Raw genomic sequence first — 23,636 nt, forward strand, 5'->3', positions numbered from 1 at the left:
GTCATCCCTCCTTTTTGCGGATCTTGCGAGAGGACCAGGGGATGTTATGATCTCAAACTGGCCGGACAACTGTTCGAGGATTGATGACGCTGGGAACATCACCAGGCCAAGGAACCGCGGTTAGACCCAATCTCCCTCGGCACCAAGGAGCGCACCATGCCCCACGCCTCCGCGAATCGCGCGACCTGTCCGGGGGCGTTGCCGCGCCGGTCGTTCCTGCGAGCATCGCTGACCGGGCTCTCGACGCTGGGAATCGCCGACCTACTCCGGCTCGAGTCCGCAGCGTCGGCAACGGGTCGAGCACCCTCCCGCGGCCCCTCGATCATTGTGGTCTGGCTCTGGGGCGGTCCCAGTCACATGGAGACGTTCGACCTCAAGCCGGACGCTCCCGAGGAGTATCGAGGCACGTTTCGGCCGATCCCGACCAATGTGCCGGGGATCGCGATCAGCGAGAAGTTGCCGCAACTGGCTCGGATTGCCGACAAATACGCCTTGATCCGCTCGGTTGCCCACGATAGCCCCGGGCATGTCAACAGCACCCACACCGTTCTGACCGGGTATACGGGCGAGTTGCTGGAGACGCCTCCATTCACCCCCAAGTATCCATTCATCTTCAACGCGGCCCAGAAGCTCTTGCCAAGTCGCCTCCCCGGCCTGCCGCAGTGGGTCGCACTGCCGGACATGCGCTACGCGGGAGGAGGTCACCTCGGACCGGCATCGGGGCCATTCCAGGTGACGGCCGACCCCGGCGCGGCGAACTTCCACGTTCCGAGCCTCTCGCTCAACGCCGCCCAGCGCATCCGGCTCGCGCGCCGGAGCCAATTGCTGACCTCCCTCGGCCAGCCGCCACCAGGTGGAGATGACTCGGGAACCGTCAATGCACTGGACATCTATCAACAACAAGCCCTGGATTTGCTGGAAGGCTCGGCCGCCCGCGAGGCGTTTGACCTCAGCCGCGAGGATCCCAGGCTCCGCGATCGTTTCGGCCGCAACGTCGTCGGCCAGCGCTGCTTGCTGGCCCGCCGCCTGGTCGAGTCCGGCGTCCGGCTCGTCACGGTCGACTTCCCCAACGTCCCGGGCCAGAAGGCCTTTTCCTGGGACGACCATGCCAGCGTCTGGAACATCTTCGAACAAATGGAGATTCGGCTGCCCGTGCTCGACCAGGCGGTTTCCGCCTTGATCGAGGATCTCCACGCGCGAGGCATGAACCAGGAGACGCTCGTGGTCGTCATGGGCGAGATGGGTCGCACGCCCAGGCTCTCCAACTTCAACGGTCAGCCCGGCCGCGAGCACTGGGGGGCCGCGATGTCGGTCTTGATGGCCGGGGGCGGCATGCCGATGGGCCAGGTGATCGGTTCCACAACCCATAAAGGAGAAGAGCCGAAGGATCGCCGATTTCACCCCAGCGACCTTCTGGCCACGTGGTACCGATTCCTCGGAATCGATCCGACCCAGACCTTGCCCGACACCGCCGGTCGCCCCATCGCGCTCCTCCCACACGGTTCGCCGATCCGGGAACTCGGCTGATCGCCAAATGGTGAAACCCATCAACCGCGACGAAACCCGCAAGATCCAGCCCCTCGGCGCGACCCCAATCGTGCCCGCTATGGTACGATGACGACGGTCGAACAGGTTGCATCGAAGAGGAATGTCTGCATGGGTCTTCTCCGTCGGACAGGGCGAGTCGCAGGCCTCGCGCTCTGGTTGATCCTTCTGACTCCGGTCGTGGCACTCGTGCCCGCGGCGTTCGTCGATCAGGGGCCGGGAGGCGTGGTCCGGCCCACCGTCTTCCCGTTTGCGCTGGCGGTGCTCGATCCGTTTGTACGACTGGCGTCGTTGAACAGTGTGCTGGGGGCGTTCGTCATTACGCTCGGGTCGCTGGTCCTGGGGGTTGGGCTGGCGCGGCTATTGACCGGGTGGCGATTCTGGGGGAGAGGGCCACTGGCCGCACTGGTTCTGGCACCGGTGATCGTCTCTCCCCTGTTCACGGCGCTTGGGCTGCGACTGCTCTTCGGGGCTCACCTCGTCGTCGACGGCCCGGCCGGTTCCCAATTAAGTTGGATCTGCTGGATCTGGGCCGAGATGACCAGCGGGGTCGCCCTGGTTGCACTGGCCACGGCGTCGGCCTTGGATCGGGTGGAACCGAGTTGGATCGACGCGGCGCGACAGACCGGAGCCGGCCGATTCCGGATCTGGTGGGAGTTGATCTGGCCTCCGGTCCGCCCCTACGCGCTGCGAGCCGCGGGGGCCGTATTCACCCTGGCCCTGGTCGAGCCCGGCGCACCGCTCGTGCTGGGGCTGCGACGGACGTTGGCCTTTCAGATCATTGAGGCGGCTTCGGGGCTCGATCCCATGCCCCGCGCGGCGGTGCTTGCCCTTGAGGCCGTCGGTATCGCAATGGTGGGCCGGTTGTTGCTGAACTGGTGGGGCGGCCGCCCGAGCGCGTTGCCGCCGGGGCCGCCGATCGCCCGCGCGGAGGATTCGAGTTGGCCTCGCACGGCGGTTTTTCTCGGGCTCCTCACCGCAGGCCTAATCCTGGCCTGGCTGCCGGTCTGGGCCCTGATCGGCTCCGCCTTTTCCTCCGCTTCAGGAACTTCAGCCAAGAGCCGATCCCTGTCGATCACCGCGTTCATACATCGGCTCAATCAGGGGGAGTCGCATCGGCTCGTCCTCAACTCCCTCGCACTGGGCCTGGCGGTGGTGGCGATCAACCTGGTGGCCGCGCGTTCGCTGAGCGTCTGGGCAGGGCGACGGCGAAGCGTCGCTCGCCTGGCGGCGTGGCCGGACGCATTCCCGCCGCTTACGATCGGGGTCGGCGCACTGGCACTCGGAGGACTCCTCCAACTCGCGGTCGACTGGCTCCGGATCGGCGAGCGGCCCGGATTTCTGATCGTCGGATTTTCCGTCCTCAGAAACGGCCTCGACCTCGATCGAACGCCGGGACCCCTGCTCCTCCTGGCGGTGGCGGCCGCGTGCCAGTCGCCTCTGATCCTCGTCTCGCGGCAGGTTGGGCGTTGGTCGCTTGGCCAACTGACCGACGCGGCGATCACCCTCGGGGCGACCGAGCGGCAGGCCCACCGCGCGGGATTGGCCGGCTGGTTCGGCGTGCCCCCCGGCGTGCTCCTGTTGACCTTGGTCTTAGCGACGACGAGCCTCTCCCCCGCGCTGATCCTGACCCCGACCGTGGAAAACCGGCCGGTCGCGCCGGGGATTCTTCGCCTGGCCGACCAACCCGATGACGCCCCATCCTTGGCCGCCGCCCTGGCAACGTGCGTGATCGCGGTCAACGTCGCGGCCCTCGGACTGGCCGCGAAGGGCCGCTCCGAGCCGCTCGGCGACTGGTTCCACGGTCGACCATAAAGGGAACGTCTTCGAGCAAGGCTGGTCTCCGACCACGAACGGCCTGTATACTAGACGTTGCCGCGCGCGGCGTCGCGGAAAGTTGGGTCCCGGCCGAACTTGACTGACGATCTTCTTGGCACCGAATTTTCGGGGAGCACCCAGCGAATCCCATGGACATCGCGAAGCTTGCGTTGGAAGACGGCACGGTTTACACAGGTCGGGCCTTCGGAGCCCGCGGCGAGGTTGATGGCGAGGTCGTCTTCAACACGAGCATGACCGGCTACCAGGAGATCTTGACCGACCCGTCGTATCACGGCCAGATCGTGACGATGACCTACCCGCTGATCGGCAACTACGGGGTCAACGACCAGGATGCCGAGAGCGGCCGGCCCTGGGTCCGCGGATTCGTGATTCGCGAGCTCAGCCGGGTGGTCAGCAACTACCGTGCTGGGGGATCGCTCGACGCCTATCTCGCCGAACACAACGTCATCGGCATCGAGGGGATCGACACCCGCGCTCTGGTCCGCTTGACCCGCGAACAAGGCGCGATGAAAGGGATTCTCTCGACCACCGACCAGGACGATGCCCGCCTGGTCGCCAAGGCCAAGGCCAGCCCCGGCCTGGTCGGACGCGACCTGGCTCGTGAGGTCATGCCCCACACGTCGAGCCCCTGGGAACCGGGACTGAACGCCTCGTTTGCGCTCCCCACATCCGTCGAAGAATCGGCGACCCGAGCCGGTTCCGAACCGAAGCCGCATGTGGTCGCCCTCGACTTCGGCATGAAGTGGAATATTCCCCGCCACCTGGTCGACACCGGCTGCCGGGTCACCATCGTCCCCGGCTCGGCCACCGCGAACGAAATCCTCGACCACAAACCGGATGGAATTTTCCTCTCCAACGGCCCCGGAGACCCCGGCGCCCTGGCCGAGGCGACGGCCACGCTCAAGACCCTGATCCAGTCGGCGGCGGAGTCGAAAGGGATCCCGATTTTCGGCATCTGTCTCGGCCACCAACTCCTCGGCCAGGCCTTCGGCGCCTCGACGTTCAAACTCAAGTTCGGCCACCGCGGGGCAAACCATCCGGTCCGCAACGAGTCCACCGGCAAGGTCGAGATCACGACCCAGAACCATGGGTTCGCCGTCGACCCGAGCACCCTCCCGGCCGACGTGGTGGCCAGCCACGTCAACCTGAACGACCAGACGCTGGAAGGCCTTCGGCATCGCCAACTTCCCGTTTTCAGCGTGCAGTACCACCCAGAATCCTCGGCGGGCCCGCACGATAGCCAGTACCTGTTCGCCCAGTTCCGCGAAATGATGAGATAACCGAAAGTCTGCCTTTATCTGATTTGCCCAATTTACGACGTCTTCCCAGGCTTCCGCTTCGTCACGCGGTTGACGGAGCCGGCCTGAGGGCGTTACCTTGAATCTTTGCGTTCCAAAGCGACCCGACCCGATCTGAGACGGGCGCCTGTTCGCCGAGACCGGAGACGACGTGCCGTGGCTTCGACTTGCGTAGTAGGCCTTCAATGGGGAGACGAGGCCAAGGGAAAGATCGTCGACCTGCTCTGTGACCAGCACGATGCCGTCGTCCGCTACCAAGGTGGCGCGAACGCGGGGCACACGGTCGTCGCCGACGGAGTGACGTACAAGCTGTCGCTGATCCCGACCGGGATCCTTCGCCCGGGGACCGAAGGGGTGATCGGCAATGGCGTCGTGATCCACCCCCCCGCCCTTCTCAAGGAAATTGAGACCCTGGCGGCCCAAGGGGTTGAGATGGGCAGCCGCCTGCACGTCAGCGACCGGGCTCATGTGATCCTGCCTTACCACATGGCCGAGGAACGGCTGACTGAGGAGTCGGCCTCCGCGGCCGACCACCTCGGCACGACCAGGCGCGGGATCGGGCCTTGCTATAAGGACAAGGTGGGCCGGGTCCACGGGGTTCGCGTCGGCGACCTCTACCACCCGGAGCGGTTCCGCGAGCATATCGAGCGGATCGTCGCCTTCAAGAACCGGCTCCTGTTGGCGATGCTTCCCGACTACGAGCCGATCGAGGCGGGGGCGGTCGCGGAAGAATACCTCGGCTACGCCGAGCGGCTCCGTCCCTACGTCAGAGACACGACGACCTGGCTGCACCACGCGATCGGCCAGGGGAAGCGGCTCCTCTTCGAGGGGGCGCAAGGATCGTTGCTGGACGTCGATCACGGCAGCTACCCGTATGTGACCAGCTCCAACAGTAGCGCGGCGGGGATTGCGGCGGGTTCGGGGATCCCGACCCGGCACATCGACCGCTGGATCGGCGTCGTCAAGGCCTACACCACCCGGGTCGGCGGCGGCCCGTTCCCGACCGAGCAAGACAACGAAGTGGGTGAGCGGATCCGCAAGGTGGGGCGGGAATACGGCACGGTGACCGGCCGCCCCCGACGTTGCGGCTGGTTCGATGCCGTGGCCGCGCGGTACTCGGCCCGGGTCAGCGGCTCGACCGAGATTTCGCTGATGTTGCTGGACGTGCTGAGCGGGATTCCCGAACTGCAGGTCGCCGTCGCCTACGAGGACGAGTCGGGCCGCAAGGTGGCCGAGATGCCTGGCCATTTGTCCGACCTCGAGCGGTGCCGCCCGGTCTATGAGACCCTCCCCGGGTGGGACTCCGACCTGACCGGAGTGCGCACCTGGTCCGACCTGCCCGTCGAGGCGCGGAACTACGTCGCCTACCTCACGAAGCAGATCGGGGTTCCGGTTTCGATCGTCTCAGTCGGCCCTGAGCGGCGGCAGACGATTATCCTGGGTAACGATGCGCCTCGCGTTTGAATTGGCCCCTCGCAATGACCGTGCGGCGGCGGGATGCGTTGTCTGCTTCGCGTTCGAGTTTTCGTTTCTGTTTCCGTCCGAACGCGAAGTCTTGACGTTTTCCCGGCGCCGGTCCGGTTCGTGCTCTGTCAGCGCGTTGCGTCTTTTCCTTTGAAACGGCACCGGATCGTAATTTCAACATGGCGAACGTCTCGATCTCGGAGGAAGGGCTGGCGCGGATCTCCGCGCTCGGGTTGACGTCCGAGCAACTGCCCAGGCACGTCGCGATCATCATGGACGGCAACGGCCGCTGGGCTCAGAACCGCGGACGCGCCCGCATCGTCGGCCATCGCCGCGGCATCCAGAGCGTCCGTGCGGTGGTCGAGGAAGGGTGTCGCCTCGGCCTCGACCAGATTACGCTCTACTGCCTGTCGATCGAAAACTGGAAACGCCCGCCTCGCGAGCTCACCTTCCTGCTCCGGCTGCTCCGCCACTTCCTCAAGGTGGAGCGGGCCGAGTTGATGGATCAGAACGTCCGGCTCAAGATGATCGGCCGGCGTGAGGGCCTCCCCAGCGCAGTGCTCGAGGAGTTCGACCGCACGGTGGAGGAGACGTCCGAGAACACAGGCATGACCCTCTGCCTGGCCGTCAACTATGGGGGACGCACCGAGATCGCCGACGCCGCGCGCCGCTTGGCCGAAGACGTCCGCTCCGGAACGCTTGAGCCCGAACAAGTCGACGAGGCGCGGTTCGCCACCTACCTGGCAACCCATGGGATGCTCGACCCGGACCTCCTGATCCGGACTGCCGGCGAGATGCGCCTGAGCAATTTTTTGCTCTGGCAGATTTCCTACGCGGAAATCTGGGTCACCGACGTCCTTTGGCCTGAGTTCCGCGGCGACGACCTCCTCGCCGCCTGCCATGCGTTCGCGTCCCGAGAGCGGAAGTTCGGCGGCCTCCCGTCGCCGCCGGAGGCCAGCCAGGCGCGGAGTCCGGCCGCTCCCAAGGCCACGCGGTAGCTCAGCCATTCGCACATCGGAGTTGTTACGTACGGAGAACGGACTCGGCTCTTGCTTCTCGCCCGAGATAGGCTATGAACTTAGCTTAGAGCGTGCGAGAGAAGCCGGCCTGACTCTTGTAGGGTGGGCACGGCCCACCAGGTCATTTGACTTCGCGAAGGCGATACCAGGTGGGCCGTGCCCACCCTACAAGACACCATCCGACACACAACACTTAAGTTCACGACAACTCACCCCCCACACCCTCTTTCATTTAAATAAAGCCCACCATGCTCAGCACCCGCCTCGTGTTCGGATTCTCGATGGTCGGGGCGCTCCTGCTGGTGCTCTGCCTGGACGAGTGGTTCGCCCCTTGGTTCCCCGTCTGGTTCGTCCTCGCCTTGATCGTGATGGGGACGGCGAGCCTGGAGTTGGTTGCGCTCCTGAGCAACACCACGATCAAGCCTTCGGGCAACACGGTATTCGCGGGGATCATGACCCTGGTGTTCGCCAACTGGGCTCCCCACGTGACGAGCCATTTCCTCGCCACGTCCGCGCATGGCGATCTCTTGGGAAGCTACGACCCGTTGGGACCGGTCAACGACCTCGGCTGGCCGCTCATGGCGTTCGTTGGGGTCGTCATGGGGGCGTTCGTCGTCCAGAGCCTTCAACGCCATAAACCGGGCGACACGGTCGCGAGAATCGCCGGGTCGACCTTCGCCGTCGCCTACCTGGGATTGCTCGGTAGCTTCATGATCCAGTTACGCTGGTTCCACGGTCCCTATCATGGCATTTTACCCCTCGCGTTCTTGGTCGCGACTTCCAAAGGGGCCGATACCGGGGCCTACACGGTCGGTCGAATTGCCGGACGACACAAGCTCTGGCCTCGGATCAGCCCGAACAAAACGATCGAGGGTGCAATCGGCGGCCTGCTCTTCGGAGTGGGTGCCGCGTTGATCACCGCGGCCGTGGCGCGCTACCTGCTTCATGTGCCGACATTAGGATGGGCCGTAGCGGTCGGCTTCGGCGTCATCGTCAGCTCCGCCGCGCAATTCGGCGACCTGATGGAGTCAATGATCAAACGCGAATGCGCTCGCAAGGATGCCTCAGCCGCCGTCCCGGGCTTCGGCGGCGTCCTCGACGTGATTGACTCACTCCTCTTCGCCGCCCCGGTGGCCTTCGCCTACTGGCTCGCGTTCGGGCCTTGAAACCAGAGTCCAGTCACAGACATGTAAACGGGGTTGTTTGAGCAACCTAGACAAAACAACCGTTTGATTGCCGATCCCGATGGACGCTCTAAACTCTCCGCCTTGCTCGGTTTGGGTGCCTGGTCAGATTGGCCCTGCCCGGCAGTTCCCGATCGATCCTCACCGCCAAGGGGCACTCAAAGTTGTGACCAAATCCAGAGCCAAGGCTGTGGAGGTCGCAGGCTCCTCGGCGCTCTCGCCTTTCCCTTGTGTGATCAAACGGTAACCGAACCTCCGCATCTTGTGTCTCGTAATCAGTGATGCCGATTCGCCACAACTCAAGAATCAAGTGCTCCCCTGGCAGGCGGTTGGGGAAGTCTGGGATTACCGGGTCGATTGGAACCGACCATCCCTCAAGGGTGACCGGCTTAAAACCGAGTCTCAGGCTGGGACGGCCCGATGCGGCTGACGGGACATTGCGTTTTTCCACGGAACTCATCCATAATAGGATCCATTGCTCGGCGAGTCGTGGTTCCGGGAAAATCGAACGATTGCGGTTCTCCCGGCACGGTTTGTGCCGACGAAGGGCAAGGTATGCCGGAAGTTACGATTAGCCTGAGCGGACACGAAGAAGAGCTCGCCGTCTTCGGCAGCCGGGATCAGTACCTGCGACAGGTGCGTGACGCCCTGAGGGTCAAGGTGGTCGCGCGCCACGGTGAGGTCCGAGTCGAGGGGGACAGCGAACGCGTTGAGTTGGCCCGTCAGGTCTTCGAACAACTGCGTGACTTGTATCGCCGGAAACTTGCCATCACGAGCGACGAAGTGGCCGACGCGATTGACGCGTCGCTGAATGTGACTGAGTCCGATCGGGCGAACCCGGTCGAGATTCGCGAAGGGAAACAGATCGTCCGGCCGCGAACCGAGGGCCAAGGGCGATATTTGCGGTCCTTGAAAGAGAATGAGTTGGTCTTCTGCGTCGGACCGGCCGGCACCGGAAAGACTTATCTCGCCGTCGCTCAGGCCGTCTCAGCGCTCAGACGCGGACAAATCAAGAAGATCGTGCTGGTCCGACCGGCGGTCGAGGCCGGTGAGCATCTTGGCTTTCTCCCGGGCGACCTGGAAGCGAAGATCAATCCGTACCTCCGTCCCTTGCTCGACGCGCTGCACGACTTGATGGATTATGATCAGATCCGCCGCTACATGGGCAATGACCTGATCGAAATCGCCCCGCTCGCCTACATGCGCGGGCGAACGCTCAACGACGCGGTGATAATTCTCGACGAGGGGCAGAATGCAACCGTCCCCCAGATGAAGATGTTCCTGACGCGGATGGGCCAAAATGCCCGGATCGTGGTGACGGGCGACATCACGCAGGTCGACTTGCCGCCGGAAATCGTCAGTGGATTGGCTGACGCGGTGGATCGCTTGAAATCGGTCCCCGGTATTGGTGTGATCTGGCTCGACAAATCCGACATCGTTCGGCACCCTCTTGTGCAGGCGATCGTCGAAGCTTATGAAGGTTCGGAGTCGGCGAAGGACGCAGGGACAGAGGCGAGACCAAACGCGGGACCCCGCGTTGAGCCGTCTCCCCTTGCGGACGATGGCCGACCCGCCAAGGAATGAGGCGAAGCGTGACCGCCCAGGTCACGCTGAAGCCGTGCCAGCGTTGGCCCGGCGCGTTCCGGCGTGGGATGGGGCTCGGCCCCGTTGACCACGCGTGTTCGAGATGCTTCCATGAGCTTTGGTAAACGTCGGTCCAAACTCACCCGGGCCCAACTCCGGCCGACCAATCCGATCGCCCTCCAGCAAGGACGCGTGGCCAGGCAGCGAGATCGCCTGGCCAGGCTGGCGATCGTGGGCGTAGCCGTTCTCGCGACCGCCGCCATCGTTCATGGATCCGGCCCCCCCTTCACGTTCCGGATCGGCCAGCGACCGACCCGCGAAGTCCGCGTCAACGTTCCTGAGTTCAAACGACTCAACCAGAAAAAGACGAATACCGAGCGTCAAGCCGAGGTCGACCAGGTCCCCCCCTCGATGGTCAACGACCCCGCGCCGATTCGCGACCTGGCCGAACGGCTCGACGACCTCATGATCGCCATCGCCAAGGCGTCGAGCCTCGACGCCTTGCCCGAGAACTTGCGAGCGAGCTGGAGACTCAGGAACGAGACGTTCGAAGAGCTCAAGGCGGCCACCGACACCCCCGAACGCCGCGACGCGCTTCATTTGCAGATCGCCAAAGCGTTCGCCCCGTTGCTCCGCGATGGCGTGCTCGGTTACGACACCCTGCCCCGGCACGAGGAATCGAGCCGGACCCTCGCCGTGCGCGGACCGGGACAAAACGCCAAGCAATCGCATCGGGTCCCGCGCGAGCGGGTCGTTCCCGAACGCGTGGCCAAGCCCGAAGGCCCCGTCTACAAAGACTTCGTCACCGCCTTCGGCGATCCCAGGGTCGGCCCGCTCTTATTTCAGTTGATCGCAGAGAAACTCGCGGGCACGCCCACCCTGACTTACGAAGAGCCATACACCACAACCCAGCGCGAGCTCGCTCGGGGCCGGGTCGAGGACGTCTACGACACGTACCGCCAGGGGGACGTCCTCCTCGATCAGGACCAGAAGATCGAGGAGGAGCAGCTCATTTTACTCCGCCTCGAACACGACAAGGCCAGTGGAACGCTCGGCATCGGCGGCCGGATCCGTCGCGTCAGTTCGATGATCTTGCTCGTCGCCGCCTTGTTCGCGCTGATCGGCTACTACGTCGTTCGCCACGAACCGGCCGTCGCCTGTGAGCTGAATCGGGTCGCCGCGCTCTGCGGCCTGGTCGTGGCGGCGATCGGCCTGGTCCGCCTGCTGGCGATGCAACCCTGGGATGCCGAGCTGATTCCGGTGGCGATTGCGGCGATGATCATCGCCATCGCCTACAACCCGCACTTCGCGTTGATGGTGACGTTCGCGCTCTGTCTCCTGACCAGCCTGGCGCTCGGGACCGGGATCGACCATTTTCTGGTCGTCATGGGAGGGACCGCGGCGGGGGTGCTCACGCTCAATGAGGTGCGAACCCGGACCAAACTCATCAAGGTCGGCGCCACGGCCGCCCTGGGCTACTTTCTGCTGACCTGGGCCACCGGGATGTGGCAGAACGAACCGATCGGCCTGATCGCCAGCGACAGCTTCTGGCGCGCCGGCTGGGGTCTGATGGCCGGCTTTTTCCTCGGCGGCAGTCTGCCGTTCGTCGAAAACTCGTTCGGGATCGTCACCGGGATCAGCCTGCTTGAGCTGGGGGACATTACCCACCCCCTGCTTCAGGAACTGGTCCGTCGCGCCCCCGGCACGCACAACCACTCGATCACCGTCGGCGCGATTGCCGAGAGTGCGGCCGAGCGAATCGGTGCCCATGCCTTACTCGTTCGCATCGGCGCCTATTTTCATGACATCGGCAAGATGCTCAAACCGCACTATTTCGTCGAGAACCAGGCGGGAGCCGCCAATCGACACGCCAATCTTGCCCCGGCGATGAGCACCCTGATCATCATCGGCCACGTCAAGGACGGCGTCGACCTCGGGCGGCAGCATCACCTCCCCGAGCGGATCATCGACCTGATCGAGCAACACCACGGGACGACCCTGGTCGAGTACTTCTACCACGAGGCCAACCGGCGCAACGACGGTAACCCCGATGCGGCGGCCGTTCAGGAACGGGCGTTTCGCTACCCCGGCCCCAAACCTCAGAGCAAGGAAGCCGGCATCTTGATGGTCGCCGACGCGGTCGAAAGCGCCAGCCGAACCCTGTCCGAGCCCACGCCGGGACGAATCGAAGGCTTGGTTCGTGACCTCATTGAAAAACGATTGCGCGACGGCCAATTCGACGAATGTGGCCTGACCCTGCGAGAAATCGGCGAGATCCGGGAGAGCCTGATCAAGTCCTTGATCGGAATCTACCACGGTCGCGTCAAATACCCGGAACAACGGACCGCCTGATGGCCGACGATATTATCATTCAACCTTATACGGAAATCACGATTAGCAACACCCAAGGGCATCTCACCATCGATCCCGAGACACTCCGAGGCCTGGCTGGCCGCGTCTTGCTCGGCGAAGGGGTGAGGCAAGCCGAGATCTCGATCGTCCTGGTGGACGACCGCGCGATCCACACGCTCAACGATCGTCACCTGGGCCACAACTGGCCCACCGACGTGATTACGTTTCCGCTCTCCGAGCCCGGCGAGCTGCCGCTGGCCGGTGAGCTCGTGGTCTCCGCCGAAATGGCGGCGGTGACCGCGCGACAGGCGGGAACCGACCCGCGCGCCGAGCTGGCGCTCTATGTGGTCCATGGTTTGCTTCACTTGTGTGGTTATGACGATCAAACGCCCGAAGATCGGACACGAATTCGGCGTCGCGAGGACGAGATTCTGACCGCCGAGGGCTTGACCAACACGTTCCCGCTGGTCGGCCCGGCCGAGGTCAGTGAACTGGAACGGGAGAGTGTGCGGTGGGCGGTCTAAACTTGGGTTGGACTCTGCTCCTGGGATTCTTCGTTCTCGCCCTGCACCTCCTCTCGGTCACGCTGGCGAGGGCGCTCCGCACCTACTCGCCAAGCCGGCTCGAGGCGCTGTGCTCGGATCGCGGCCTGGCCGCGCTGGCCGATGACGTCGCGGATTTCGACGAGCGGACCGAGCGGGGCGCAGAGACGCTGGCCGTGGTGACGGGGCTGTTGCTGGCTGCCTTACTCGGGGTGACCGCGGATCAGGTGGCGCCGAACATGGCGGTCGAGGCCGTCTTCGCGATCGCCCTCTCGGTCGGCGCGGCGGGCTACGTCCTGGCCGGGGTCGTCGGCCGTGTTTTTGCCGAAGCGGTCATCGTCCGGCTCTGGCCGTTCGCGGCCGCGCTCCGGACCCTGACCAGCCCCTTGACGTTCGGGTCGCGGATGGTCGAAACCATCGCGTTCCGGCTCGCCAACCCCGGCGACTCCGCGCCCCGGCCGACCAGCGTCGAGGTCGAGATCCCGGCCGACAGCGAGCATCATGACGGCAGTGAGCCCGACCTCCCCGAGTTAGCCCACGAGCTGCTGCACAACGTGGTCGAGCTCACGCGTCGCGACGTCTCCGAGATCATGACCCCGCGGTCGTCGATGGTGGCCCTGCCCTCAGCGATCACGGCCCGAGCGGCGGCCCAGGTCTTCCGCGAGACGGGCAAAAGTCGGATCCCGATGTTCGGCGAGAACCGCGACGACATCGTGGGAATTCTCTACGCCAAAGACCTGTTCCCGATCATGACCGACGGCAGGGACCCCGAGAAAATCGTCGCGCGGAAACTCGTCCGGCCGGCTTACTGCGTGCCGGAGACCAAGAACGCCCTCGAACTGCTCGAGGAGTTTCGCTCGCGGCGGATCCAGCTCGCCATCGTGCTCGATGAGTACGGCGGTGTGGCGGGCCTCGTCACCCTCGAAGACCTCCTCGAACAACTCGTCGGAGCCATCGACGACGAGCATGACGTCCCCACCTTGATCGACCCCATCCATCCCCTGGGGGGGAAGAAATACGAGGTTGTGGCGACGATCACCCTGGAACTCCTGAACGAACGGCTGGGCCTCCACCTTCCCACCGACGCGGACTTTCTGACCTTGGGGGGGCTGGCGTTCCACGCGCTGGGGCGACTGCCCGAGCCAGGCGCCTCATTCCGCTACGACGGGGTCGAGTTCACCGTGGTGGAAGTGGCCGACCACTCGATCCGGCGGCTCCGGCTCGACCTCCAGCCGGCCGCGGCGGTGGGAATCTAAGCGAGGCTTCCCCCACGGAACGCTCGGAACAAACACGAGATGAAATCCGAGAGCAAGCGATTCAAAACGTCAATTCATTGACGAATCTTTGCGTTCCATTTCGTTTCGTGGTTTCTCTGTCTCCCGTGGTGGGTCTCCTCGAATTCCCGGAGTCACGCGCGTGGCCGCCGTCCGAACTCTGGGGTTGATCGTCCGATCGGTGGACGTCTTCGAGACCAGCTCGGTCGTGACCCTGTTCACGCGCGAGCTCGGAAAGGTCTCGGCCCTGGCCAAGGGAGCGCGCCGGCTGAAGTCGCCGTTCCAGGGTGGGCTTGACCTCCTCGGCGTTTCCGATATCGTGTTGCTGCACAAGGCGTCCGACGCGTTGGACTTGGTTACCGAGGCCGCGCCCGTCGAACGCTTTGCGTCACTTCGCCGCGACCTGGCGGCCCTGTATGCCGGCTACTACATCGCCGAAATCCTGTCGGACCTGACCGACTTCCATGATTCACACCCGAGACTGTTCGACGCGGCGACGATTACGTTGCGGCATCTGGGCGACTCCGAGTCGCGGTCCCGGCGTTTGCTCCGGTTCGAGCTGGCTTGCCTGCGCGAACTGGGACTGATGCCGACCCTCGAGGCCTGCGCGCATTGCGGCGTGCCGGTCGAGGGCCGAGGGGACGCATTCGCCTTCGGACTGGCGACGGGCGGAGTGCTCTGCCCGTTGTGCCGGCCCGGACAACCGCACGTGGCCACGCTCTCGGGTCGGACCCTGGAAGCGATCCGCGTGCTGGCCAGTCCCGGCGGTGGCTGGCGCGAACTCGACGCCAGCCCCGCGAGCCTGGCCCCGGTCCGGACGACCGTGGGTAACCTCGTCAGTCATCAGCTAGGCCGTCGCCCCCGTCTTCTGCCCTATCTCGGAGCCTGACCTGATGGCCATGGTGAACCAGCAATACGCCCCCCGCTGCCTGCCGATCGTTCGGCTCTGGGCCGCCGTGGCGGCCCTTCTGGCGACCTCCGGCTGTAGCACCTGGAACACCTGGCGGATGGGGACCGACTCCTCCCTCTCCAAAGGCCCCACCAAGGAAGAGCTCGGCGACGATCGCAACCTGATGGCGCGTTGGCTCACGCCCAAAGTCGGCGGCCCCACCGGTGACGCCTCGGGCAAGGCACGCTCACCACTCGTCCTCGGCTCCAACGGATGGAAGCCGATGCAGGCCCCGTCCAACCCCAAGGCGGACGCCGAGTTCGAGGCCGCCGAACGCCTCTTCCACCAAGGGAAGCTCGTCGAAGCCGAGGCCGCCTTCAAACAGCTCGCGAAGGACCGGAAGGGAACCCCCTGGGGAGAGAAGGGGCAATTCTACCTGGCCGAGACCCTGTTTCAGCGCGGGAAGTACGTGTCGGCCGAAGACAACTTCGAGATCCTCATCAAGGATTACCCCGGCACCCTCTATCGCGGCAAACTCGTCGATCGTGAGTACGCCATCGCCCAGACCTGGCTCGCCGAGGACGATCCTAAAGCCAAGCCCGAACAGAAACTTCCCTGGACCGGCCGATTCACCGGCCAACGCCCCATGATCGACGCCCACGGCCACGCCCTCCGCGCTCTCGAGCATGTTCGCCAGCACGACCCGGACGGCCCCCTCTCCGACGACGCCGTGCTCCGAATTGCCGATGAGCATATGCGCACGGGCGACTACGAACTGGCCGCCATGCACTACGACCAGCTCACCACCGACCACCCCAAGAGCCCCTACCTCCAGCGGGCCCAACTCGCCAGTATCGACGCACGGATGAAGAACTACATCGGCCCCGAATACGACGCGAGCGACCTCGATAAAGCCCGTGAGATGATCAAGCAGACCATGGTCACGTTCCCCGACCGCCCCGAGAACACCGAAAAGCTCTACCACACCCTCGACCTGATCAACGACCAAGAGGCCGAGCGCAACTACCTCATCGCCGCCTACTACAAACGGACCGGCAAAGTGGCCTCCGCCGAATATATGTTCGGCAAGGTGCGCCACAAGTGGCCCAAGAGCGAATGGGCCGCCAAGTCCAAGACCGAACTCGCCTCACTCGCCAAGATGCCCCGCAAGGAATCGCTCCCCAGCAAGATCATGACGGCTCCCGGCAGTGTGGATCCCTTCAGCAGCGGACCCGGGGCCAACGGCGCAATGGGCGGTATGCCCGGCATGGGCATGATGGGTGGACCCGGTGGAATGAACTAATCGAGGTCGTTCAGGAAGAACGTCCCGACACCGGCCGCCAAGGAGGGTCTGTCTCATGCGAAATCCAATCCCCGATCCAGGTCCGACGCGACGCGGCGTCCTCCAATTGTTAGCGCTGACCCTCGCCGGGCAGGCTGGCTGCGGTTACTCGCTCCGTGCCCCCTACGACACCAACGTGCGGACCGTCTACGTGCCGCTGTTCCGCTCGGTCTCGTTTCGCCGCGACGTCCAACTCCAACTCACCGAACTGGTGCAGAAGGAGATCGAGAAGCGGACCCCCTATAAGGTCGTCAGCCGCCTTGAGGATGCCGACACCATCCTCGAAGGGACGGTCAACTACGCCGACAAGAACATCATGGTGGAAAACCCGGAAAACCTGCCGCGCCAGCTTACGGCGACCATGCAGGTCTCGGTCAACTGGGTCCACAACCCACCGCTCGACTACGAGCGAAACCGCGACCCAACCCTCGTCTCCGAAATGGTCTATTTCGCCCCCGAACTCGGCGAATCCACCCTGACCGCGTTCTATCGGGTCGCCCAAAATCTCGCCACCCAGATCGTCGACATGATGGAGGAGCCCTGGTCCGCCGGCGAAGGAAAAGATTAATCCGACACCTCGATCGAATCCGCTCCCTGGGACCACGGGCGATCGGCCCGTGTTCTTGATGGATCGGCTGGCTGGCTGGCTGAGAAGGTGAGGTCCCCGGAATCCAAAAAGCGATTCCGAATGCGCAATCCTCCCAAACCAGCCATTCCTCTCCCATTCCCTCTCGGCCAACGAAAATCACGCCCCCTGCCCTAAGGGATTCCTCCCTCGGCACGTGATCCCCAAGGAACCTCGCGTTCGCCGGCTCGTCTAAGCCGGAAGGGTCGATCCATGTCTCACCGAGGAACTCGTCTCATGTGCAAGTCCCAGGCATCCCGCCACGGGTGGGCGATCGTCGGACTCGTGGTCATGATTGGAGCGTCACTCCAAGGTTGTGCCAACCAGGCTCAAGACAAGGCGGAAATCGCCCCCGCCGCCGGGGTGGCTGCGGAACCGACGCCCGCTGCGGGCGCTCCGACACGGCGGTCCCTTTCCAGTGCGTTGCCTCAAGAGAGTGCCGCGGCCCCTCAATCGCCTGGAATGGACGGCATGAGCGTGGGTATGGCCGGCAAGATGGACCTTGCGGCCGGCATCAAATCGCCCGATCCGAAGCCGTCCGAAGCCGAAAAAACGGCGACGGCCGAGGCCTACAGCCGGATTGAGGACAACCCGTTCCTCCGGGTCACCCAAACCCCCTTGTCGACGTTCTCGATCGACGTGGACACGGCCAGCTACGCGAATGTACGCCGCTTTTTGGGACAGGGAATGATGCCTCCCAAAGATGCGGTCCGGATCGAGGAACTCTTGAATTACTTCGCCTACGATGACCCCGCGCCGACCGGTGACGCCCCCTTCTCGGTCCGGGTCGAGGTCGCCGGCTGTCCCTGGAACGCAGCGCATCGGCTCGCCCGGATCGGCATCAAGGGACGACCGATCCCGCAGGACAAGCGGCCCTTGAGCAACCTGGTCTTTCTCATCGACGTCTCCGGTTCGATGCAGGATGCCAACAAGCTTCCGCTCCTGAAAACCTCGTTGCAACGACTGGTCGAACAACTCGGCGAGAACGACCGGGTCGCGATCGTTGTCTACGCAGGCGCCTCGGGGCTGGTGCTTCCATCGACCTCCTGCCTCGATAAGCAGGTGATCCTCTCGGCCCTGGAACAACTCCAGTCCGGCGGTTCCACCAACGGTGGAGCTGGCATCCAACTCGCCTACGACACGGCGGTGGCCCACTTCATCCGCGGGGGATCGAACCGGGTGCTCCTCGCCACCGACGGTGACTTCAACGTCGGAATTTCCAGCGAGGGCGACCTGATTCGCCTGATCGAGCAGAAAGCCAAGAGCGGCGTCTTCTTGAGTGTGCTCGGCTTCGGCATGGGCAACCTCAAGGACGCCAACCTCGAAAAGCTCGCCGATAAAGGCAACGGAAACTACGCCTACATCGACAGCGCCAAGGAGGCCGAAAAGGTCCTCGTCCAGGAGCTGAGCTCCACCCTCGTGACCATCGCCAAGGACGTCAAGATCCAGGTCGAGTTCAACCCCAACAAGGTCGGTGCCTATCGCCTCATCGGCTACGAGAACCGGCTCTTGGCGAAGGAAGACTTCAATGACGACCGCAAGGATGCCGGTGAGATCGGCGCGGGGCACCACGTCACCGCTCTCTATGAGCTCGTCCCTCCCGGCAAGGAAATCGGCCTGCCCACCGTCGATCCGTTGAAGTACCAGCAAGCCGAGGGGTCGAAAACCAGCAGCGACGAATGCCTCACCGTCAAGCTCCGCTACAAGCTGCCGGAAGAGGAGAAAAGCCGGCTCCTGGAGCGCGGCGTGACCGACAAGGGAACCGAGTACGCCCGCGCCTCGGACGACTTCAAATTCGCCGGCGCGGTGGCCGCCTTCGGAATGCTCCTGCGCGGTTCGCCCGACAAAGGAACCCTGACCTTCGCCGGCGTTCACGAACTGGCCAGCTCGGCGATGGGTCAAGATGCCTTGGGCTATCGGGCCGAATTCCTCGGGCTGGTCAAAAAGGCCCAGCAGATCGGCCATTGAACCAGTCCTTCCGATCGGATTCGCCCCGACTCCTCCTAGGAGACGGGGCGACGAAAAGACCGACCGTGGGGAATCGATGGTGAGTGGAAGAGCCTCCCCCCCTCGACCATAATCACATAAAAATATCAAATCGCTCATTCTTTTAAAATTACGAATCGACACCTCCCGCTCTCCTAGCCCTTGTCTCGATTTCCCTGAGCATTGCCCTGGCGGCCTGAGTCCATGAGTCGGCCTCTCGTCGGGTGGGCACGGCCCACCGTCTTCGACGTTCTCTTGTCAGGTAAGCCTCCTCTCAAGTAGGCACCGCCCACCAAGCCATGCGACAGAAGACTTGGCCAGGGTGGATAACCCTTCCTTCTGAAAGGCGAAACCGGGTAGACCGTGCCCACCCGACTCTCCCCCCTGCCTTGGCCTTTTGGATCCCGCGGCCGATCTCACTCCTCACCAGGCAAGTGGGATCGCCACGGCGTGGGGCTCGATTCAGAACACGATCAATCCGGCACATCGTTTGCTTTGACATTGAGACGTGTTTCATCCCCGACTTCCAGGAGGTAGACCACCTTGAGCCGACGTATTCTCAACGCCCTGGTTGTCTTCGCCTGCGCTATGCCGGGTTGCGCTCCGGCTCCTTCGGCTCCGGCCCCGGCACGAGACTCCGCGTATCGGACCTCTCAGCGCCCCGGACTGCCGCCGGTCTCGTCGCGACGCGATGCCGCCTCGGTCGACCAGGACCAGGCCCGCTTCTCGGGAGTGACGGCCGATGACCGTCGATTCGCCGAGTTCCTCCGAAAGAACTCGGGCGGGATGGTTCGCCAGGCCTCGGTCAACGCCAAGGTGGGGGGCCAAATCCGGGTCGAGCTCGACAACTCGGTCACCCCGGACGACACACTCCCCCTGACCAAGAGCCTGATGGCGGGGGCCCGCAAGGATTTCCCGGGCCAGCCGCTCACGCTGTCAATGTACGACCCCAGCGGCGCCCCGATCCTCAAGGCGATCTATCACCCCGATCACGGGGTGCAATATCGCATTGCTCATGAAGGGGAATCGGCAACCCGGCGCGACGACACCGCACAGTCGGACGACACGGCGAACCGCAACACCGCGGAGCGCGATCGACCGGCCTCGGCCGCCCCTCTGACGCGCGGTGGCTCGACCCAGGCAGACCGGAATTTCGCGGAGTGGGCGGAAGAGCATGGCAAGACCTATCTCCGCTACGTTCAGGCCGACCTCGAACGGCACGGCCGACTCTGGTTCGGCGTCACGCGCGAAACGAGGCCGACCGATGTGCCCGAGTTGACGCGCTCGCTCCTCGAAGGGGCGATGAAAGAATTCCCCCGCCGCGAGCTGATGGCCACGGTCTTCGACCCCGAGGGGGAAAAGATCGGCAGGGCCCGGATGAGCGCGGACGGCCGTCTTAGCTGGGAAAAGTGAACACGTCACCCAAAGCTTCAGGCAAGTGGAGGCCCAAGATGCCGCAGTGGGGCAATCAGGATTACAAGTCCGCCGTCTTCGAGCAATTGTCCAAGGGTTCCGGTGGCGGCGGTGGCGGTAGTGGCAATGACGACGACGAAGATCGCTTCGAGCATTTCGACAATTTCTCCACGCGGGCCCCGCGGGGCGACGTGGAGGCGGGTGTGGGCGAGACGTTTCACCCCGAACGGCTCTCCTCCGAGCAGGCCGCACCCCAGTTTCGCGCGGCCGCCGAAAAGATGCAGCCCAGCGAACGCGCCGAGATCGTCCAAGACTTGATGAGCGAGTTGCAACAGCGTGGGTTGGCGCCGTCATGGCTCCAGAAGATGCTCGGCCTGGGCTCGGGCGACCCCAACCAGGCCAGCCCCGACGACGTCGCCAAGCTCGCGGAATATTCGCGACAGAACCATCCCGAGGTGTTCAAGCGAGTCGTCGCCGATAAGCCGTTCTTCGTGCGATGGCTCAGCAAGCCCCTCGTCGCCGCCCTGGTCGGAGTGATCGCGGGCAAGCTTTTGAACCGCTCTTATGACCGTTGACCCCGCTCACTCCCGTTCAACTCAGGAGACTTACCCATGGGTATTGGCGACATCATCGGCTGGGCCGTATTCGGCCTGGTGGCCGGAGCGATCGCAAGACTGCTGCACCCGGGCCGTGACCCAATGAACTGGCTCTGGACGATGTTGCTCGGCATCGGCGGCGCACTCACGGGCGGCTTCATCGGCCGCGCGATGGGGTTCGACACCTCGGGGAGCCTGATGACCTGGGCCTCGGCGGTCGGTGGGTCGATCCTGCTCCTGGTGCTCTACTATATGGCCACCGCGAACCGCGGTCCCACCGAGTCCAGCCCGGCCAAGAACGAAGACTACAAAAAGGCCGTCTTCGACGACCTGTCACGAGGCCCCAACGGCTGAAGCTGAACCGACTTCGTTTCCCGTTCGACAAGAAACCCGGTCGCCACCGCGCGACCGGGTTTCTCAATAGCGGGGAGACGCTCCGAACCAAGACGAAGCGCGAAGGTTCTTCGGCTCACTCGCGGATCTGGCCGTCGCCATAGACGACCCACTTGGTGCTGGTCAATTCGCGCAAGCCGCAAGGACCGCGGGCGTGATACTTGTCGGTGCTGATGCCGATCTCCGCACCCAGGCCAAGTTGCCCGCCGTCGTTGAACCGCGTGCTCGCGTTCACGACCACCGCCGAGCTGTCCACCTCGTCCACAAACCGCCGAGCCGAGGCCAGGTCGCGGGTCAAAATCGCCTCGGTATGCCCCGAGCCATGACGCGCAATGTGGGTCATCGCCGCATCGATCGAGTCGACCACGCCGATCGCCAGGATCTTCTCGAGGTATTCGGTATCCCAGTCACTCGGCTCGGCCACCGACATGATCGGAACGATCTGACGGCTCGATTCGTCCCCACGCAGCTCGACCCCCTGCGCAATCAGGGCCTCAGCCACGCGCGGGAGGAAGCTCGCGGCCACGTCACGGTGGACGAGCAAGGTCTCGGCGGCGTTACAGACGCCGGGCCGTTGCGTCTTGGCGTTCACGACGATCCGGACCGCCATCGCCTGGTCGACCTCGGCATCGACATAGATGTGGCAGTTCCCCTGATAGTGCTTCAAGACCGGCATCTCGGCTTCGTCGACCACCCGGCGAATCAGGCTCTCACCCCCTCGCGGAATCGCCAGGTCGATCCTGTCCGGCATCCGGAGCAAATGCCCGACCACGGCGCGGTCGGTCGTGGGCACAAGCTGCACGGCCGCTTCCGGCAGACCGCACGAGGCCAACTCGTCGGCAAGCACCCGGTGCAAGGCGCGATTGGAGTGGATCGCCTCCTTCCCCCCCCTCAGGATGGCTGCGTTGCCGCTCTTGACGCAGAGCGCGGCCGCGTCGAGCGTGACGTTGGGCCGGCTCTCGTAGATCATGAAGATCACGCCCAAGGGGACCCGAACCTGGGTCACTTGCAGGCCGTTCGGGCGCCGGCTCGAGGTGATCACCTCGCCGATCGGGTCGGTCTGTGCGGCGATTTCGAGGAGCCCCTTGGCCATCTCTTCGATTCGCTTCGGGTTCAGAGTCAGGCGATCGATCGCCGCGGCGGTCAGCCCATAGCCTGGAGCCGCGGCGATGTCGCGAGCGTTGGCCTCGATGACCTCCGCCGCACGCTCGACGAGCGCTTGCGCCGAACGCTTCAGCCAGGCGTCCTTCGCCGCTCCCGAGACGATCGCCATCCGACGGGCGGCGGCCTTCGCCCGGTCGGCGAGCTCCCGAGAATCCTGCAACAGTTGGTCGACCTCGATTACCTGGCTCATCGTACCTCGTCCCAGCCTCGAATGGCGGTCCAGACCTTGATCGCATCAACCATCGGCGCAACGTCGTGGACCCGAACGACGCTGGCCCCTCCCACTCCGGCCGCAAGCGATGAGGCCACGGTCGCCGCCCCTCGCTCCCCCACCGGTCGCCCGGTTAACACTCCGAGCACCCCTTTGCGCGACGTTCCGATCAGGACGACACAGCCCAGGTTGGCAAAGCGATCGATGTTCCGCAAGATCAACAGGTTATGCTCGACCGTCTTACCAAACCCGATCCCCGGGTCAATCGCGATCCGCGCGCGTGGGATCCCGATGGCCTCGGCCCAGGCGATCCGACGTTCGAGGAACTCGAGCACCTCCCCGACCACGTCATTATAGCGCGGGTCGGCCTGCATCGTACGGGGCACCCCTTGCATGTGCATGAGCACGACCCCCGCACCCGCCTCGACGACCACACGCGTGAGCTCCGGATCCGAGCCGAGCGCACTGATGTCGTTGACGATCGCCGCCCCCGCCTGTAATGCCTGGCGAGCCACTTCGGCTTTGGTCGTATCGACCGAAATCGGGACGTCCACCCGCGTTGCCAAGGCCTCGACCACGGGGACGACGCGCCGCAACTCCTCCTCGAGGGAGACCGGCTCGGAGCCCGGCCGGCTCGATTCGCCGCCGATGTCGAGAATCGCCGCCCCCTCGTGGACGAGGCGAACACCCTGCTCCACCGCGTCATCGAGCGTCTCAGCGCGACCGCCGTCGGAGAAGCTGTCGGGCGTGACGTTGACGATCCCCATCACCCGAGGCACTCGATCGGCCACTACCATCCGGCCCCGCGCCTCCCACGTCCTGATCATCGACCCGCCTCTCCCGTCCTGGCCACTTCCAGCGATCGCCGTTTGAATCCGACGAGGCGAAAACGGCCGTTCCCAAAGACACACGACGC

Annotated in this window: 19 protein-coding genes; 17 read left to right on the plus strand and 2 right to left on the minus strand. The window is 64.4% G+C overall.

Annotated elements, in window-relative coordinates; genetic code table 11:
• The first annotated feature begins 156 nt into the window (after positions 1–156).
• The 17 genes from BUS42_RS14370 to BUS42_RS14450 all read left to right on the plus strand — a co-directional run bounded on the left by BUS42_RS14370 (position 157) and on the right by BUS42_RS14450 (position 21,306).
• Positions 157–1,527 (plus strand): DUF1501 domain-containing protein, encoded by a 1,371-nt coding sequence (locus BUS42_RS14370; RefSeq protein ID WP_074307498.1) that lies wholly within the window; start codon positions 157–159, stop codon positions 1,525–1,527.
• Between the two features lie 129 nt (positions 1,528–1,656).
• Complete coding sequence (locus tag BUS42_RS14375) at positions 1,657–3,360, plus strand: ABC transporter permease (RefSeq protein ID WP_074307499.1); 1,704 nt, start codon at positions 1,657–1,659, stop codon at positions 3,358–3,360.
• Positions 3,361–3,512: 152 nt separating this feature from the next.
• Positions 3,513–4,664: a glutamine-hydrolyzing carbamoyl-phosphate synthase small subunit gene (gene carA / locus BUS42_RS14380; RefSeq protein WP_074307500.1), complete on the plus strand. Its 1,152-nt coding sequence runs from the start codon at positions 3,513–3,515 to the stop codon at positions 4,662–4,664.
• A 174-nt stretch (positions 4,665–4,838) separates the two neighbouring features.
• Complete coding sequence (locus tag BUS42_RS14385) at positions 4,839–6,146, plus strand: adenylosuccinate synthase (RefSeq protein WP_074307501.1); 1,308 nt, start codon at positions 4,839–4,841, stop codon at positions 6,144–6,146.
• A 179-nt stretch (positions 6,147–6,325) separates the two neighbouring features.
• Positions 6,326–7,144, plus strand: a complete 819-nt coding sequence (locus BUS42_RS14390) for an isoprenyl transferase (protein ID WP_074307502.1) — start codon at positions 6,326–6,328, stop codon at positions 7,142–7,144.
• Positions 7,145–7,413: 269 nt separating this feature from the next.
• A complete protein-coding gene (locus tag BUS42_RS14395; RefSeq protein ID WP_074307503.1) occupies positions 7,414–8,331 on the plus strand; it encodes a phosphatidate cytidylyltransferase in 918 nt (305 codons plus the stop codon).
• Between the two features lie 573 nt (positions 8,332–8,904).
• A complete protein-coding gene (locus BUS42_RS14400; RefSeq protein ID WP_074307504.1) occupies positions 8,905–9,933 on the plus strand; it encodes a PhoH family protein in 1,029 nt (342 codons plus the stop codon).
• A gap of 111 nt (positions 9,934–10,044) precedes the next feature.
• Positions 10,045–12,285, plus strand: a complete 2,241-nt coding sequence (locus BUS42_RS14405) for an HD family phosphohydrolase (protein ID WP_074307505.1) — start codon at positions 10,045–10,047, stop codon at positions 12,283–12,285.
• A complete protein-coding gene (gene ybeY / locus BUS42_RS14410) occupies positions 12,285–12,809 on the plus strand; it encodes an rRNA maturation RNase YbeY (protein ID WP_074307506.1) in 525 nt (174 codons plus the stop codon). Before BUS42_RS14405 ends, ybeY begins: the two co-directional genes overlap by 1 nt.
• Positions 12,797–14,083 carry a hemolysin family protein gene (locus BUS42_RS14415; protein WP_074307507.1) on the plus strand — a complete coding sequence of 429 codons (1,287 nt, stop codon included), beginning with the start codon at positions 12,797–12,799 and terminating at the stop codon, positions 14,081–14,083. Before ybeY ends, BUS42_RS14415 begins: the two co-directional genes overlap by 13 nt.
• A gap of 160 nt (positions 14,084–14,243) precedes the next feature.
• A complete protein-coding gene (gene recO, locus BUS42_RS14420; protein WP_074307508.1) occupies positions 14,244–14,990 on the plus strand; it encodes a DNA repair protein RecO in 747 nt (248 codons plus the stop codon).
• A gap of 4 nt (positions 14,991–14,994) precedes the next feature.
• Positions 14,995–16,293: a tetratricopeptide repeat protein gene (locus BUS42_RS14425; protein ID WP_074307509.1), complete on the plus strand. Its 1,299-nt coding sequence runs from the start codon at positions 14,995–14,997 to the stop codon at positions 16,291–16,293.
• Between the two features lie 55 nt (positions 16,294–16,348).
• A complete protein-coding gene (gene lptE / locus BUS42_RS14430; protein ID WP_074307510.1) occupies positions 16,349–16,900 on the plus strand; it encodes an LPS assembly lipoprotein LptE in 552 nt (183 codons plus the stop codon).
• Between the two features lie 294 nt (positions 16,901–17,194).
• Positions 17,195–18,925 (plus strand): vWA domain-containing protein, encoded by a 1,731-nt coding sequence (locus BUS42_RS14435; RefSeq protein ID WP_074307511.1) that lies wholly within the window; start codon positions 17,195–17,197, stop codon positions 18,923–18,925.
• A 561-nt stretch (positions 18,926–19,486) separates the two neighbouring features.
• Positions 19,487–20,356 (plus strand): hypothetical protein, encoded by an 870-nt coding sequence (locus tag BUS42_RS14440; RefSeq protein WP_074307512.1) that lies wholly within the window; start codon positions 19,487–19,489, stop codon positions 20,354–20,356.
• Between the two features lie 38 nt (positions 20,357–20,394).
• Positions 20,395–20,931, plus strand: a complete 537-nt coding sequence (locus BUS42_RS14445; protein ID WP_074307513.1) for a hypothetical protein — start codon at positions 20,395–20,397, stop codon at positions 20,929–20,931.
• Between the two features lie 36 nt (positions 20,932–20,967).
• On the plus strand, positions 20,968–21,306 hold the full coding sequence (locus BUS42_RS14450) for a GlsB/YeaQ/YmgE family stress response membrane protein (RefSeq protein WP_074307514.1): 339 nt from the start codon (positions 20,968–20,970) through the stop codon (positions 21,304–21,306).
• A gap of 115 nt (positions 21,307–21,421) precedes the next feature.
• On the opposite strand, the gene BUS42_RS14455 is transcribed toward BUS42_RS14450, so the two are convergent.
• Positions 21,422–22,699, minus strand: a complete 1,278-nt coding sequence (locus BUS42_RS14455) for a glutamate-5-semialdehyde dehydrogenase (RefSeq protein ID WP_074307515.1) — start codon at positions 22,697–22,699, stop codon at positions 21,422–21,424.
• Positions 22,696–23,547 (minus strand): dihydropteroate synthase, encoded by an 852-nt coding sequence (gene folP / locus BUS42_RS14460; protein ID WP_074307516.1) that lies wholly within the window; start codon positions 23,545–23,547, stop codon positions 22,696–22,698. Before folP ends, BUS42_RS14455 begins: the two co-directional genes overlap by 4 nt.
• Positions 23,548–23,636: the final 89 nt, after the last annotated feature.

It is taken from the genome of Singulisphaera sp. GP187, assembly GCF_900129635.1.
Taxonomy (GTDB): domain Bacteria; phylum Planctomycetota; class Planctomycetia; order Isosphaerales; family Isosphaeraceae; genus Singulisphaera.

Bases quoted from the DNA above. Each gene is read 5' to 3' on its own strand.
- BUS42_RS14370 (WP_074307498.1), top strand. From the start codon at position 157: ATGCCCCACGCCTCCGCGAATCGCGCGACCTGTCCGGGGGCGTTGCCG.
- BUS42_RS14375 (WP_074307499.1), top strand. From the start codon at position 1,657: ATGGGTCTTCTCCGTCGGACAGGGCGAGTCGCAGGCCTCGCGCTCTGG.
- carA (WP_074307500.1), top strand. From the start codon at position 3,513: ATGGACATCGCGAAGCTTGCGTTGGAAGACGGCACGGTTTACACAGGT.
- BUS42_RS14390 (WP_074307502.1), top strand. From the start codon at position 6,326: ATGGCGAACGTCTCGATCTCGGAGGAAGGGCTGGCGCGGATCTCCGCG.
- BUS42_RS14395 (WP_074307503.1), top strand. From the start codon at position 7,414: ATGCTCAGCACCCGCCTCGTGTTCGGATTCTCGATGGTCGGGGCGCTC.
- BUS42_RS14400 (WP_074307504.1), top strand. From the start codon at position 8,905: ATGCCGGAAGTTACGATTAGCCTGAGCGGACACGAAGAAGAGCTCGCC.
- BUS42_RS14405 (WP_074307505.1), top strand. From the start codon at position 10,045: ATGAGCTTTGGTAAACGTCGGTCCAAACTCACCCGGGCCCAACTCCGG.
- ybeY (WP_074307506.1), top strand. From the start codon at position 12,285: ATGGCCGACGATATTATCATTCAACCTTATACGGAAATCACGATTAGC.
- BUS42_RS14425 (WP_074307509.1), top strand. From the start codon at position 14,995: ATGGCCATGGTGAACCAGCAATACGCCCCCCGCTGCCTGCCGATCGTT.
- lptE (WP_074307510.1), top strand. From the start codon at position 16,349: ATGCGAAATCCAATCCCCGATCCAGGTCCGACGCGACGCGGCGTCCTC.
- BUS42_RS14435 (WP_074307511.1), top strand. From the start codon at position 17,195: ATGTGCAAGTCCCAGGCATCCCGCCACGGGTGGGCGATCGTCGGACTC.
- BUS42_RS14445 (WP_074307513.1), top strand. From the start codon at position 20,395: ATGCCGCAGTGGGGCAATCAGGATTACAAGTCCGCCGTCTTCGAGCAA.
- BUS42_RS14450 (WP_074307514.1), top strand. From the start codon at position 20,968: ATGGGTATTGGCGACATCATCGGCTGGGCCGTATTCGGCCTGGTGGCC.
- BUS42_RS14455 (WP_074307515.1), bottom strand. From the start codon at position 22,699: ATGAGCCAGGTAATCGAGGTCGACCAACTGTTGCAGGATTCTCGGGAG.
- folP (WP_074307516.1), bottom strand. From the start codon at position 23,547: ATGATCAGGACGTGGGAGGCGCGGGGCCGGATGGTAGTGGCCGATCGA.